11 protein-coding genes are annotated in these 13459 nt (G+C 67.4%); 9 read left to right on the top strand and 2 right to left on the bottom strand.

Annotated elements, in window-relative coordinates; all coding sequences use genetic code 11:
* Both BN1056_RS02730 and BN1056_RS02725 read right to left on the bottom strand, forming a co-directional pair.
* The coding region (locus BN1056_RS02730; protein WP_210578860.1) for a LacI family DNA-binding transcriptional regulator at positions 1 to 856 on the bottom strand (856 nt) is incomplete at its 3' end.
* Positions 841 to 1866, bottom strand: a complete 1026-nt coding sequence (locus BN1056_RS02725; protein WP_210578858.1) for a LacI family DNA-binding transcriptional regulator — start codon at positions 1864 to 1866, stop codon at positions 841 to 843. The genes BN1056_RS02730 and BN1056_RS02725, both read right to left, overlap by 16 nt.
* Positions 1867 to 2129: 263 nt before the next feature.
* On the opposite strand from BN1056_RS02725, the gene arfA reads away from it, so the two are divergent.
* The 9 genes from arfA to mmsB all read left to right on the top strand — a co-directional run bounded on the left by arfA (position 2130) and on the right by mmsB (position 13392).
* The gene (gene arfA / locus BN1056_RS02720) at positions 2130 to 3635 is read left to right on the top strand and encodes an arabinosylfuranosidase ArfA (RefSeq protein ID WP_244671467.1); all 1506 of its coding nucleotides are present in this window, start codon (positions 2130 to 2132) and stop codon (positions 3633 to 3635) included.
* Positions 3636 to 3774: 139 nt separating this feature from the next.
* The gene (locus BN1056_RS02715) at positions 3775 to 5112 is read left to right on the top strand and encodes an extracellular solute-binding protein (protein WP_210578856.1); all 1338 of its coding nucleotides are present in this window, start codon (positions 3775 to 3777) and stop codon (positions 5110 to 5112) included.
* Positions 5113 to 5129: 17 nt separating this feature from the next.
* Positions 5130 to 6125, top strand: a complete 996-nt coding sequence (locus tag BN1056_RS02710) for a carbohydrate ABC transporter permease (RefSeq protein WP_244671466.1) — start codon at positions 5130 to 5132, stop codon at positions 6123 to 6125.
* The gene (locus BN1056_RS02705; RefSeq protein WP_210578854.1) at positions 6115 to 7047 is read left to right on the top strand and encodes a carbohydrate ABC transporter permease; all 933 of its coding nucleotides are present in this window, start codon (positions 6115 to 6117) and stop codon (positions 7045 to 7047) included. The genes BN1056_RS02710 and BN1056_RS02705 overlap by 11 nt, the downstream gene beginning before the upstream one ends.
* Positions 7048 to 7134: 87 nt before the next feature.
* Positions 7135 to 8112, top strand: a complete 978-nt coding sequence (locus tag BN1056_RS02700) for an aldose-1-epimerase (RefSeq protein ID WP_210578851.1) — start codon at positions 7135 to 7137, stop codon at positions 8110 to 8112.
* A 23-nt stretch (positions 8113 to 8135) separates the two neighbouring features.
* Entirely contained in the window at positions 8136 to 9164 is a 1029-nt protein-coding gene (locus BN1056_RS02695) for a LacI family DNA-binding transcriptional regulator (RefSeq protein ID WP_244671465.1), read from the top strand.
* A 277-nt stretch (positions 9165 to 9441) separates the two neighbouring features.
* Positions 9442 to 10605, top strand: a complete 1164-nt coding sequence (chvE, locus tag BN1056_RS02690; RefSeq protein WP_210578848.1) for a multiple monosaccharide ABC transporter substrate-binding protein — start codon at positions 9442 to 9444, stop codon at positions 10603 to 10605.
* Positions 10606 to 10668: 63 nt separating this feature from the next.
* Complete coding sequence (mmsA, locus tag BN1056_RS02685) at positions 10669 to 12207, top strand: multiple monosaccharide ABC transporter ATP-binding protein (RefSeq protein ID WP_210578846.1); 1539 nt, start codon at positions 10669 to 10671, stop codon at positions 12205 to 12207.
* Between the two features lie 3 nt (positions 12208 to 12210).
* Positions 12211 to 13392, top strand: coding sequence for a multiple monosaccharide ABC transporter permease (gene mmsB / locus BN1056_RS02680; protein WP_210578844.1), 1182 nt, complete (start codon positions 12211 to 12213; stop codon positions 13390 to 13392).
* Positions 13393 to 13459 lie beyond the last annotated feature (67 nt).

Below are 13459 nucleotides of genomic sequence, written 5' to 3'. Positions count from 1 at the left end.
GCGTCGGAGTGGCGAACACGGCGGACTCCGTGTCCCCCCGCCCTACCACCGCCACGTCCTGCGGTACCCGCGCGCCACGACGCCGCAGCGCGCTGACCGCCCCGGCGGCAAGCGCATCATTGTGGCAGACGATCGCATCCACACCGGTGCCCACATGCATCAGCCGCGCTACCGCCTCGACCCCGCCAAGCAGCCCGTCCGGAGCATCCACCCGAACGACGGCCTCGGTGTCCACTCGCAGTCCGGCCGCCCGCAGGCCTCGCGCGCAGGCCTCCGTCCACCGGTCGGCTCTGCTGGAGGACCCGACGACGGCGATGCGGCGTCGCCCCAGCGTCAGCAGGTGCGCCGCAACCAGTTCCACCTGCGCCTCGGGCGGGCAGGTCACGCGTGGCACATCCGGCGGGCCGGAATCGGCGATGATCGCCAGGGGCGCTTTGAGTTGCGCGCGCTCGGCAATCGGCCAGGAGGCCGGGTCCAGGCCTCGCGGTACCAGCACGGCGGCATCGGAGCGCCTCGCCCACGAGCCGGCCAGGATCTCCTGCTCGCGCTCCGCCTCACCGCTCGTCAGCTCCAGAATCACGGCCGTGTCGTCGGCGGCACGCATCAATTCCTCGGCCAGTGCGGCGTACAGCGGCTGCTGCAGGGTGGGGATTGCCAAGGTGATGCTCCCCCGCCGGCCTGAGCGCAGTGCCGAAGCGCTCGGATTGAGCCGGTAGTCCAGCGCCGCGACGGCTTCCAGCACGCGCTGGCGCGTAGCGGCAGAGGCGCCGGGTGCGCCGCGCAGCACGTTCGAGACGGTCTTGGTGGACACGCCCGCCCGGCGGGCGACATCGCCCATGGTCACGCGGTCGGCCACCGTCCCTCACCTCCTACCGTGGAGTCGCGGGCCAGCAGGGCCACGTCCTCCACCACCGTGCGTACCGGGGCGCTGGGGGTGTCGATGCGGGCGTGCAGCAGCGCGACGGCGTCGGCGCCGTAGGCGCTCAGGGTCGGGGAGATCGTGGTCAACGCGGGGGAGTTGTAGCGCGAGATCTCCAGGTTGTCGAAACCCGTGACGGCCACGTCGTCGGGCACACGCACCCCCGCCGCCGCCAACTCGTGCAGCGCGCCCAGGGCGAGGCCGTCGTTGAAGGCGATGACGGCGTCGAAGGGAACTCGGCGGGCCAGTAGCGTGCGGATGGCGGTGGCGCCGTCGACGCGCCGCCACTCGGTGGCGGAGACCAGTAGGCGTTCGTCGAGCGGCAGGTCGCGGTCTTCCATCGCGACGCGCAAGGCGGCGGCGCGCACGCGGGAGGCTGCATGTGTCCACGCCCCCGCGGCGGGGGTACCGAGCACGGCGATGCGGCGGCGTCCCAGGGCGTGCAGGTGGGAGACAACCAGGCCGATGCCGCGCTCGTTGTCCATGGTGACCCGGTCGACGCCGTCGTGCTGCCGTTCCCCGAGCAGCACGAGGGGGCGCTGCGCGGCCGCGGCGGTGATCTGCTCGGGCTCCATGCCCTGCCAGTACATGATGGTGCCGTCCAACTCGGGGTGCCGGGAGAGGAAATCAGCCTCCCCCTGGCCCCGCTCGCCGGTCACTCCGAGCACCAACGCCAGGTCGTGGCGGCGCGCCTCGGCGGCAATGCGGTCGGCGATCTCTGCGAAGAACGGCTGATTCAACTCCGGCACCGCCAGCCCGATGGCTCCGGAGCGACCGGTGCGCAGCGAGCGGGCGGAGGTGTTTGGGGCATAGCCTGCGCGCGCCACGGCGTCCAGCACTCGCTCGCGCGTGGTGGGGGAGACCCCCGGCTCGCCGTTGACCACCCGCGAGACGGTCTTCGGCGAGACGCCCGCGAGGGCGGCGACGTCGAGGAGCGTGGCGGCCATGCGCGGCAGCATACAGAAACGCCCGCCGACTGTGCTGCGGCGCACGTTCAACGATGTCAAACATTGTCAATTCGCCTTCGTGTCTCAGCGAATTCCGGATATGTGCTGATATGGCAGAAGAAAGCGGGTGGATGCTCGTGTACGGGTGGCGCCTGCGAGGGTTGACAACGTTGAAGTAGAAGGGTCACCATGGTGACAACGGCAGCGCGCCGGCACCGCCCGCCGGAGGCACGGCCCACAACCGACTCAAAGGAGAGGATCCCTTGACAGCACGCATCTCGGTCGACGCCGACCGCCCCATCGGTCGCATCTCACCCCGCATGTACGGCTCCTTCGTGGAGCACATGGGGCGCTGCGTCTACACCGGCATCTTCGAGCCCGACCACCCCACCGCCGACGCCAACGGTCTGCGTCAGGACGTCATGGAACTGGTGCGCGAACTCGGCGTCACCACCGTGCGCTACCCCGGCGGCAACTTCGTGTCGAACTACCGTTGGGAGGACGGCGTCGGTCCGATCCAGGACCGGCCCCGGCGGCTCGAGCTCGCCTGGCACACCACCGAGCCCAACACCTTCGGCACCGACCAGTTCATGACCTGGTGCGACCAGGCCGGTATCGAGCCGATGATGGCCATCAACCTCGGCACTCGCGGCGAGACCGACGCCGTCAACCTCCTCGACTACGTCAACGGCCAGGCGGACACGCAGTACGCCAACCTGCGCCGCACCAACGGGCACGAGGACCCCTACAACGTGCGCATGTGGTGCCTGGGTAACGAGATGGACGGCCCCTGGCAGGTCGGGCACAAGAACGCCGAGGACTACGCCTACCTGGCCCTGTCGACCGCCCGCGCCATGCACATGGTCGATCAGGACCTCGAACTGGTGGCCTGCGGCTCCGCCGCCTGGGAGATGCCCACCTTCGGCGACTGGGAGCGGACCATCCTCGACCTGGCATACGACGAGGTCGACTACATCAGCCTCCACCGCTACGTCGACCCCGACGCCCAGGACCGGGCCAGCTTCCTCGCCGCCGGCGTCGACCTGGACCGCTTCATCGACGGGGTGATCGCCACCGCCGACGCCGTCGGCGCCAAGCACCGCTCGAACAAGAAGATCATGGTCAGCGTCGACGAGTGGAACGTGTGGCGCCTGGGCGCCTGGAACTCCATCGAGCACGGCTTCGCCCCCGACGACTGGCCGGAGGCCGCCCCCCGCATCGAGGACGTCTACACCGGTGCCGACGCCCTGGTGGTCGGCGGCCTGCTGATCTCCCTGCTGCGCCACGCCGACCGCGTCAAGGCGGCCTCCATGGCGCAGCTGGTCAACGTGATCGCCCCGATTATGACCGAGAAGGGCGGACGCGCCTGGCGGCAGACCACCTTCCACCCCTTCGCCATCGCCTCCCGGATCGCCCGCGGCCAGGCCTACGACGCCGTCGTCGCCAGCCCGGTCACCGGCACCGAGCGCTACGGTGAGGTAGACGCCGTCGACGCCGTGGTCACCTGGGACGAGGAGACGGGCACCGGCTCGCTGCTGGCCCTGAACCGCTCACTGACCGATGCGGTCGACGTCACCGCCGCGCTGGGGGCCCTGGGCGTGAGCCGCGTCAAGGCGGCCCAGATCATCGCGCCCGACGACCTCGACGCCGTCAACACCGCCGACGACCCCGACCGCGTCCACCCCGTCCCCCACGAGGTGACGCTGGCCGACGACGTGCTCGCCACCACGCTGCCGCCCGCCTCCTGGCTGGCGGTCGAACTCGCCTGAAAGAAAGGAGCCCGAAGCGTCGGCGGCGGGCCGGCCCGCCCCTCCGCCGACGCCCCACCCGGGCGGCGCGTACGACTCGACAGCCCGTACGCGCCGCCCCCACGGGCACCACTCACTCACGACTGACAAGGAGGTCACGTTGAGTCAACCATCGATTCCGTACGCGCTCCCCAGCAGACGTCGCGTTCTGACCGCGGCCATGCTTTCGGGCGCCGCACTGGCCGGAACCGGCCTGCTGGGCGGCTGCTCGTCCTCGGCATCCGCCTCCGACCGCACCAAGATCCAGCTCTGGCACCTGTTCACAGGCGGTGACGGCGGCGTCTTCCAGGCCATGATGGACACCGTCGGCCAGCAGAATCCGCAGCTTGAGATCGACCCCGTGGTGCTCACCTGGGGCGGCCCCTACTACACGAAGCTAGCGATGTCCTCGGTCGGCGGGCGCTCCCCGGACCTGGCCGTCATGCACGCCACTCGAGTGATCGGCTACGCCCCCGGCGGGCTGCTCGACACCTGGGATCTGGACCGGCTCGCGGACCACGGCATCACCCCCGAGATGTTCCCCGATCTGCTTTGGGACAAGTGCTTCGTGGACGGCCGACTGTACGCCGTCCCGCTGGACTTCCACGCCTTCATCCTCTTCTTCAACACCGAGCTGTGCGACCAGGCCGGGTTGCTCGCCGCGGACGGCACCCTGACCGGACTGGACTCCCCCGAGGGCTTCCTCGACGCCGGCCGCCGCCTGGCCGAAGTCACCGGCGGGCAGGGCATGTCCTTCGGCTACACCGGCGACGGCGCCCAGGTCTCCCGCATGTTCTGGGGCCTGTACGCCCAGACCGGTGCGGAATGCACCCTCACTCCGGGGCAGGAGGCGCAGATCGACCGAGACGCCGCCATCAAGGTCACCTCCCTGATCAAGGACATGCTCGACGGCACCGTCGCCGAGCCGGATATGGACTACGGCGGCGCCATCGCCTCCTTCTCCACCGGCCGCACCGGCATCACCTTCATGGGCAACTGGGAGTACCAGACCTTCCTGAACGCCGGCGTGCCCCTGGACGCCATGCCGATGCCGAACATCTTCGGCACCCCGGCCACCTTCGGTGACTCCCACGTATTCGTGCTCCCGCACCAGACGAGTGTGGACGAGGCCAAGCGCGATGCGGCCTACGAGGTCGTGGCCGGCATGCTCAAGAACTCCCTCGACTGGGCGGCCGGCGGGCACACCCCCGCGAACGTGGAGGTCACCTCATCCTCCGCCTACGCCGAACTCGTGCCCCAGTCCCACTATGCCGACGCCATCGACCAGGCCGTCTTCGAACCCGCCGCCTGGTTCACGGGATCCGGCTCCGACTTCCAGGCGCGCGTGGCGGAGGTCATGCAGTCCTGCTGGCTGTCCGGCTCCCTCACGCCGGAGCAGGCCGTGGACGGACTCATCGACCGCCTTAACCGCATGCTCGCCCAGAACCCGCCGGCCTGAGTGAAAGGAGACCCGCTATGACTGTTAGAACCGCAGCGAACACGGCAGCCGGAACGGATTCGGCTACGGCCTCCACCACGAGGACCGGCCGCCGGGCCGGCGCGAGCCGGAGCGCACAGGACTCCTCCCGTGCGGTTAGGCGACTCGGCTCCGGCATGCCCTTCGTCATTCCCTTCCTCGTCGTCGCCTTCCTGTTTCTGATTGCCCCCATCGTCTACGGGCTGTGGCTGTCTTTCACGGAGCAGTCCCTGATGGGCAACGGCGGCTGGGTGGGACTGGCCAACTATGTTGAGGCCTTCGGTGACGCGACCATGTGGTCCACTCTGGGCCACACGCTCGCCTTCACGCTCATGAGCACCATCCCGCTGGTACTCGTCGCCCTGATCATGGCGCTACTGGTGTACATCGGCATCCCCGGCCAGTGGTTCTGGCGGCTGTCCTTCTTCGCCCCCTACCTCCTGCCGGTCGCCGTCGTCGTGCAGATCTGGACCTGGCTGTTCAACTCCGACGTCGGCTTCATCAACTACTGGCTGGGCAGGTTCGGGCTGGACAAGGTCGGCTGGCTCACCGACGTGGATGTGGCCATGTGGTCCATGGTCATCCTGACCGTCTGGTGGACCGTGGGCTTCAACTTCCTGCTGTACCTGTCCAGCCTTCAGGCGATCCCGGACCTGCTTTACGAGGCCGCCGAGGTCGACGGCGCCGGCTTCTGGCGCAAGCTCTTCTCGATCACCCTGCCGCAGCTGCGTGGCACCACCGTGCTGGTGGCAACCTTGCAGGTGATCGCCTCACTGAAGATCTTCGACCAGATGTTCATCGCCTTCGCCGGCGGATCGGGCCCCGAGGGCTCCACCCGCCCCATCCTCCAGTACATCTACGACACGGGTTTCACGAACTACCGCATGGGTTACGCCTCGGCGATGTCATACATCTTCTTCATCGTCATCATTGTCATCACCGTGGCCTTCCGGTTCCTGACCCGCTCTCGGAAGGACGCCAACAATGAGCGCTGAGTCCATCGCCCCGCCGATTTCTTTGCGCGACCGGCACCGCCGCGAGCGGGCCGAGCGCAATGCGGAGATCCGCCGCACCCGCGGTCTGTTGCTGGGAGACAGCAAGGTGGCCCGCGTCGTCGCCTTCCTCATCCTCGGCCTGTTCGCCCTCACCTGGCTGTTGCCGCTCGCCTGGGCGATCGACACCTCCTTCAAGACCGAGGTACAGGCACAGTCACTGCCGCTGCAGTGGGTTCCCGACGGCGGTTTCACCCTGGAGAACTACCGCACCGTGTTTGAACGCGGCGAGGTGTTCACCTGGATGGGCAACACCTTCCTGATCGCCACCGCGGTCACCATCCTCACGGTCATCATCTGTGCGCTGGCCGGATACGCCTTCTCCCGCACCATCTTCCGTGGGCGCAAGGCGCTGCTCGCGCTGACGATCGCCCTGATCATGGTTCCCGGGCAGATCCTGATCGTGCCGCTGTTCAAGGAGATGGTGCTGCTGAATGCGGTGGACACCTTCGCCGGTGTGATCCTGCCACAGACCATCGCGCCGATGATGGTGTACATCTTCAAGCAGTACTTCGACCAGGTTCCCCAGGAACTGGAGGATGCCGCCCGCGTGGACGGCGCCGGGAACTGGCGCCTGTTCTGGAACATCATCCTGCCGGTGTCCCGGCCGATTGTCACCGCCGTGGCGATCTTCGTGTTCATCGGTGCGTGGAACAACTTCATGTGGCCGTTCATCGTTACCAACAATCCCGACCTGATGACGCTGCCGGTGGGTCTGTCCACGGTGAAGAACGCCTACGGCACCATCTACGCCCAGACCATGGCCTCCGCCATGATCGCCGCGTTGCCGCTCACGATCCTGTTCATGCTCTTCCAGCGCCAGATCATCAAGGCCGTGGCCACCACCGGCCTGGGCGGCCAGTGACACCTGGGGCCGCCCGCCTCGGCTAACCTACGGATATCCGGTAAACACAAGCCGGGGCGGCGGCCCCACGAGAGTCTGGAAGCAACCATGCAACACCCTTCGCTCAATGGAGAGCTCATCGACCTGCGCGCGGGCGACTACGAAGCCCGGATCGCCACCGCAGGCGCCACTCTGGTCCACCTGCGCCGGCAGGGGCGCGACCTGGTCATCCCCTTTGATGCCGAAACCGCCCTGCCCGGCGCCTGGCAGGGCAAGACGCTGGTCCCCTGGCCCAACCTCATCGCCGACTCCCACTACACCTACTGCGGCGTGGATTACCCGGTGCCCTGCAACGAGCCCGAGACCGGGGCCGCCCTGCACGGCCTGGTCGGCTGGACGAGCTTCGCCGTCGCCGAGCCCGAAGCCGCCGGCACTGCCACGCCGGAGGCGGCCGAGGCGGTCACCCTGGTACTCAGTCTGCCCGCCTCCTACGCCTACCCCTGGGCGCTGGAGGTCGCCGTCCGCTACGCGTTGGACGCGCGCACGGGCCTTACCGTCACCACCACAACCACCAACGCCGGCGCCGCCGTCTCCACATCCGCCGGCATCGTTGGCGCCCCGCTCGAGGACGGGATTCCCGCGCCCGCCCCCTACGGCGTCTCCTGCCACCCCTACCTGACCCGCTCGGTCCCGCTGGACGAATGCGTGCTGCAGGTGCCCGCCGACCGCGTGCTCGACGTCGACGCCCACATGGCGCCGGCGGGGGAGCGGGAGGTGACCGGCAGCGACTGGGACTGGCGCGCCGGGCGCCTGGTGGGGAGCACCGCCACCGACAACGCCTACACCGGGCTGCCCGCCGGTGCCTGGCAGGTGCGGCTGACCGGCGGCGAGGGCGAGCGCAGCGTGGTCATTAGCGCCGCGGCCCCCTGGGTGCAGGTCTACAGCGGTGAGCACCTGGGACGGCGGGGCGTCGCCGTCGAGCCCATGACCTGCCCGCCCAACGCCTTCAATACCGGACAAGACCTGGTCACTCTGGCTGCGGGCGAGTCCCACACCTTCACCTGGCGGCTCTGGGAGGAGGACTGAGCCGGGCCGCGGGTACGCCGCCCATGTCTGCGCAGGCAGTGCCCGGAACTGCGGGGCGCCGTCCGGGAATGATGGACGTCGCCCGCCTGGCCGGTGTCTCTCACCAGACCGTCTCGCGCGTCATCAACCGTCCCGAATCCGTTCGCCCCGCCACTCTGGCGAAGGTCCGGGCCGCCATCGACCAACTCGGTTACCGGCCCAATATGGCCGCGCGTGCCCTGGTCACCGACTCCACCCGCATGATCGGCGTGGTCACCACCGGGTCCCACTTCCAGGGGCCTGCCTCCACCACCGCCGCCATCGAGGTCGCCGCCCGGCAGGCCGGCTACGCCACCCTCGTCACCGCCCTCAAGCGCGAGGCGGACGACGCGGAGAAGGAGATCCGCGACGTCTTCGACTTCCTGATCGAACGCGGTGTGGACGGAATTATCGCGGTCGCCCCACAGACCTGGATCGCCACCTCTGCCGAACGGGTCGCCCGGGCGGTGCCGCTCGTCGTCGTCGCCGACGGCCTGACACCGAGCGGGCGCATTCACGTGGTCTCGGTGGACCAGGAACTGGGCGCACGCATGGCGGTGGGACACTTGCTGGGGTTAGGGCGAAAGCGCATCGCGCATCTCGCGGGGCCGGCGGACTGGTACGACGCCCTCGCCCGCGCTCGCGGCTGGCGCGCCGCCCTGGAGGACGCCGGGCAGGAGGTGCCGCCGATGCTGACGGGGGACTGGAGCGCCGAGCGCGGCTATGAGGTCGGCGCCGAAATGGTGGCGCGCGGTCTGCCCGACGCCGTCTTCTGCGCCAACGACCTGATGGCCCTCGGCGTGCTGGCGGCACTGCGCGACCAGGGAGTGCGCGTGCCCGAGGACGTCGCCGTGGTCGGCTTCGATGACACGCCCGGCACGGCCTTCTTCTCTCCACCGCTGACCACGGTGCGCCAGCCCTTCGACGAGCTCGGCGTGCTGTGCATGGAGGTGCTCCTGCGCGCGATCGACGGCGAGGTCGGCACCACCCACTCGATCTCCCCGACCCTGCGCGTGCGCCGCTCCAGCTGCTGATGCCTGAGCGGCCGACGGCCCCTCATCGGCGGCCGGTCCTGCACCGGCCCGAGGGAGACTCGTCAAAACATGGATGTTAAGGTTCACTCTACATGAGTGGGTTGTTAACATATCTAAAAGGCCGATATTTAGCCATCTGGTCCGTGCGTGTCGGTGGTTACGGGGGGATGTTGACACGTCGAAAGTGAACGTTCACACTAGTGTTGGATCCCGCGGACGGCGTGCCGAGGCGTTGTGGCCGCGGGGCTTCCTGAAGATCTCGAAGAGGAGGCTCAACATGTCTCGACCCCAAGTCCCGACTCTTTCGCGTCGCTGTGCTCTCGCCGGTGGTGTCACCGCCGCGGTGGCGGCGGCGCTGGCCGCCTGCGGTGGGCCCGGTGCGACAGGCGGAGCCGGAAACGACACCGCCCGCAAGGAGCCCGCGGAACTCAAGATCGGCGTGGCCATGCCGACCAAGTCATCTGAACGCTGGATCAAAGACGGTAACAACATCAAGAAGCAGCTCGAAGAACTCGGCTACAACGTCGATCTGCAATTCGCCGAGGATGACATCCCCACGCAGACCAACCAGATCGACAACATGATCACGCAGGGCGTCAATCTGCTCATCATTGCGCCCATCGACGGCACCGCGCTGTCCGGTCAACTGGACTCGGCCGGCGAGGCCGGTATTCCGGTCATCTCCTACGACCGCCTCATCCGGGACAACGAGAACGTCAGCTACTACACCAGCTTCGACAACTACGACGTCGGCACCCAGATGGGCACTTCCCTGCTCATCGGCATGGGCATTCTTAACGCCGACGGCGAGGACGCCGGCGTATCACCGGACGAGCCCTACAACATCGAGCTGTTCGGTGGTTCTCCGGACGACAACAACGCTCCCTTCTTCTTCAACGGCGCCATGGACGTGATCCAGCCCTACATCGACAGCGGTGTGCTCAGGGTCAAGTCCGGTCAGACCGACTTTGACACCGTGGCCACCATGCGGTGGGATGCCGCCACCGCCCAGTCCCGCATGGACAACCTGATCACCTCCACCTACTCCGACGGCAGCCGGGTGGACGGCGTCCTGTCACCGCTCGACTCCATGTCCATCGGCATCCTCGGCGCACTCAAGGGCGCCGGGTACGGCACCGATGCGCAGCCCTACCCGACGGTGACCGGGCAGGACGCGGAAATCGCAGGCATCAAGTCGATCATGGCAGGCGAGCAGTACTCCACCATCTTCAAGGACACTCGCGAACTCGCCGACGCCGCGGTGCAGATGGCCGTGGCGGTGCTCAGCGGCGAGGAGCCGGAGGTCAACGACACCGAGACCTACGACAACGGGGTGAAGGTCGTCCCCTCCTACCTGCTGAAGTCCGAGATCATCACCAAGGACAACGTGCAGAGCTCCCTCGTGGACACGGGCTACATCACCGAGGACGAACTCAAGTGACCGGAATTGCTTCGTGGTACCGGGTGCATCGGTGCCCATCCGTGACAGGAGTCGGGGCTGAACATGGCAACTGACAACATTCTTGAGATGCGTGGCATCACCAAGCGGTTCCCCGGGGTGGTGGCGTTGGACGACGTCAACTTCGCGGTGAGGCGCGGCGAGATCCATGCCATCTGCGGCGAGAACGGGGCCGGTAAGTCGACCCTGATGAAGGTGCTGTCGGGTGTGCACCCGCACGGCACCTATGAGGGGCAGATTCTGCTCGACGGCAAGGAGGTGCGCTTCTCCGACATCAAGGCGTCGGAGAGCGCGGGCATCGCCATCATCCACCAGGAACTCACGCTCAGCCCGTTCCTGTCCATTGCGGAGAACATCTTCCTGGGGAATGAACGCTCATCCCGCGGTGTCATCGACTGGCACCGCACGAACACCGAGGCCCAGAAGATCATGGCCCGCGTGGGGCTGGCGGAGAATCCGGCAACCCGGGTTCAGGACATCGGCGTGGGCAAGCAGCAGCTGGTGGAGATCGCTAAGGCCCTGTCCAAGGACGTGCGCCTACTCATCCTGGACGAGCCCACCGCCGCCCTCAACGACGACGACTCCGCCCACCTGCTCGACCTCATACGTCAACTCCAGGAGCGGGGCATCACCTGCATCATGATCTCCCACAAACTCGGAGAGATCAGGCAGATCGCCGATTCCACGACGATCATTCGCGACGGGCACACCATCGCCACACTCGACATGCACCGCAAGGGCGGTGTCGAGGAGGACGAGATCATCCGCCTCATGGTCGGCCGCACGCTGGACCAGCGCTTCCCCGATCACGTCTCCCAAGTCGATGGAGAGGCGCTGCGACTCGAGGGCTGGACCGTGCACCATCCCGCCGACCCGTCGCGCACCGTCGTCGACGCCGCCGACCTGGTGCTCAGGCACGGTGAGATCGTCGGCCTTGCCGGCCTGATGGGGGCCGGACGCACCGAGCTGGCCATGAGCCTGTTCGGCCGCTCCTGGGGCAGCGACATTACCGGCAGAGTCTTCAAAGACGGCCGCGAGATCCAAATCAAGGACGTGGCCTCGGCCATCGCCAACGGCATCGCCTACGTGTCGGAGGACCGCAAGCGCTACGGGCTCAACCTCATCGAGTCCATCAGGCGCAACGTCTCATCGGCGTCCCCGCGCAGGTTCTCCCGCCGCGGTGTGCTCGATCTTCATGAGGAACGAGCCGTGGTCACCGAGCTTTGCGGTCAGATGGCTGTAAAGGCGCCCACCATTGAGTCCGTCGTCGGCGGACTGTCGGGAGGCAATCAGCAGAAGGTCGTGCTCGCCAAGTGGGTGGCCGCCGAGCCGGACGTGCTGATCCTCGATGAGCCCACCCGCGGGATCGACGTCGGCGCCAAATACGAGATCTACCAGATCATCAACCAGCTCGCAGACGCGGGCAAGGCCGTCCTCGTCATCTCCTCGGAGCTGCCCGAACTTCTGGGCATCTGCGATCGCATCTACACCCTTTCGGCTGGGCGCGTCACCGCCGACCTGGATCGCGGCGATGCCGACCAGGAGACGCTCATGCGCTATATGACTCAGATCAAGGAAGACTGACCAATGTCCAATACATTCTCAACGCTCAAGGGCGCCTTGCGTACAAACCTGCGGCAAGGGGGCCTGGCTATTGCGCTCGTTGTCATCGTGATCTTCTTCGCGATCGTCACCAATGGCCAGATCCTCTCCTCCCAGAACGTCTCCAACATCATCGTGCAGAACGCCTATGTGTTGGTGCTGGCGATCGGCATGCTCTTCGCCATCCTGATGGCCGACATCGACCTCTCGGTCGGCTCGGTCGTGGCTCTGACCGGGGCCGTCGCGGGCGTGGTGACCGTCAACCACGGCATGCCCTGGTGGGCCGGAGTCATCGCCGCGCTGATCACCGGTCTACTCGTCGGCGTGTGGCAGGGATTCTGGATCGCCTTCGTCGGCATCCCCGCCTTCATCGTCACCCTCGCCGGCATGCTGATCTTCCGCGGGCTGACCATGATCGTGCTGCACAACCTGTCCATCTCCCCGTTCCCGAGCGGATTCCGGGAGATCTCGTCGGGCTACCTCAATGGATTGCTCGGCGGGTACGGGTACGACGTATTCACGCTGCTGCTAGTCGCCATCGCGCTCGCCGCGTATGTGTTCTCCGAGGTGCGCAACCGGCGGCGTTCCATCGCCAATGAGGTTCCCGTCTCTGCCGCTGGGACCTGGATCGCGCGCATTGTGCTCGTTTGCCTGATCGGCATGGCCTTCGCCTGGAAGATCGCCACCTACAAGGGCACCCCATACGTGCTGATCATCCTGGCGGCACTGATTCTGCTGTACTCCTTCGTCGCCGGGCGTACCGTCATCGGTCGCCAGATCTACGCGATCGGCGGGAACAAGGAAGCGGCGGCCCTGTCCGGCGTCAAGGTGCAGTGGGTCCGCTTCTGGGTGTTCGTCAACAACGGGGTGCTGTGCGCGCTCGCCGGCATCATCTTCACCTCCCGGCTCAACATGGCCGGGCCCAAAGCCGGCCAGGGCTTCGAGCTCGACGCCATCGCCGCCTGTTTCATCGGCGGTGCGGCCGTCACCGGTGGTGTGGGTACCGTCGTCGGCGCCATCGTCGGCGGCCTGGTCATGGCCGTGATGAACAACGGCATGTCCCTGCTGGGGGTCGGCATCGACTACCAGCAGGCCATCAAGGGTCTGGTCGTACTCGGCGCCGTCGCCTTCGACCTGCTTAACAAGCGCCGTGCCGTGACCGCCTAGGCGGAGGACCGCAGCAATCCGTTCGAACCGCGGGCGGTGGTGGATCGGCATCGGCCCACCACCGCCC

It is taken from the genome of Actinomyces succiniciruminis, assembly GCF_900002405.1.
GTDB lineage: Bacteria > Actinomycetota > Actinomycetes > Actinomycetales > Actinomycetaceae > Actinomyces > Actinomyces succiniciruminis.
The sequence above is the reverse complement of the archived record's forward strand: the minus strand, read 5'-3'. Positions and strand labels throughout refer to the sequence as shown.